Origin of the sequence: Kribbella sindirgiensis (assembly GCF_004331435.1) — a bacterium.
GTDB classification, from domain to species: domain Bacteria; phylum Actinomycetota; class Actinomycetes; order Propionibacteriales; family Kribbellaceae; genus Kribbella; species Kribbella sindirgiensis.
Genome location: NZ_SJKA01000042.1, coordinates 1 through 1,035, shown reverse-complemented (window position 1 = coordinate 1,035; position 1,035 = coordinate 1). Strand labels below are relative to the sequence as shown.

General features: G+C 70.3%; 1 protein-coding gene and 1 pseudogene. One reads left to right on the top strand and one right to left on the bottom strand.

Features of this window, described 5'->3' with window-relative positions:
• A partial coding sequence (locus tag E0H50_RS44150) for a hypothetical protein (RefSeq protein WP_238151732.1) occupies nt 1-250 on the bottom strand: 250 nt, incomplete at its 3' end.
• Between the two features lie 144 nt (nt 251-394).
• Between E0H50_RS44150 and E0H50_RS44145 the strand changes: the two are divergent.
• Nucleotides 395-1,035, top strand: a pseudogene (locus E0H50_RS44145) (hypothetical protein); the annotation flags it as partial.

Here is a 1,035-nt window from a genome sequence, read left to right as displayed (position 1 = left end):
CGCCGCAGCCGACGAAGCCGCGGCGGCCGCCGACGACCGCGGCGTCCACATCGGCCGCGGCGACGGCCACGGCAACAAAACCATCTACATCAAAGCCGCCGCCGCAGCCGTGAACCGCTGCAACGCGACCATCACCGACATCGCCGAAGCCCTCAAAACCTTCGGCGACACCCGCCCCGTCCAACACCGCCGCGCCGACGCCATCGAAATCCTCGCCGACCCCCGCTACACCCAAGAACTCCTCAACCAAGCCCGCAACCACCCCCACCCAAACCCCACCACCCCACCAACCAGCCCTGAACCAGCCACCCCCGAACCAAACACGCCCGAACCAACCAGCCCCACAACGCCCGGCAACCCCGCGGCCCAGAACGACGCTGTGCAGGACGACTCGGTGGCCCTGGGCGGGGTGGTGGTGCGGAACGGCCCGATGAAACTGGAGGACGTGGAGCCGGTGGGTCCGCCGGACGATCCGTGGCTGGAAGCCGCCGCGCCCCACGATCCCGACTCACCGACCGACCCGTTCGACCGGCGAACATCTCCCGGTCCTGTGGACCCGCGAACCGAACCTGAGCAGGGTTCGGCGATGGATGCTGCCGCGCTGCGAGCACTCCGCGCCCGGCTCGCGCAGATCAAGCAAGACGCCTACACCGACCCGAGCTATTCCATCGACCCGGCCGACCGGGGTAGCAAGGCCACTCCGGCCACCCAGGGCAACCCGGCGGACCCAGTCAACCCGCTCAACCCGCCCGACCTGTCGCCGGCATGTCCGAGGCCGCCGATCCTGGACGGTTCGGGTGACTCGGGTAACTCGGATGGGTCAGGTGATCCGGGCCAGTCGAGCGAGGTCGCGTGCTCGGATGTGCCGGCGCGGCCGGGTGACGAGGTCAGGGGACAGGTGCGTCCGGGTACGGGGCGGGTGGGCCGGGCGCGGGGTGGGCAGGTGCGGCCGGGGCAGACCGAGGTGGTTGTGCATCTCACCGATTACACGCTGGCTACCGGCAGTGGCGTACTGCGTGCCGAGGACATCGGGCC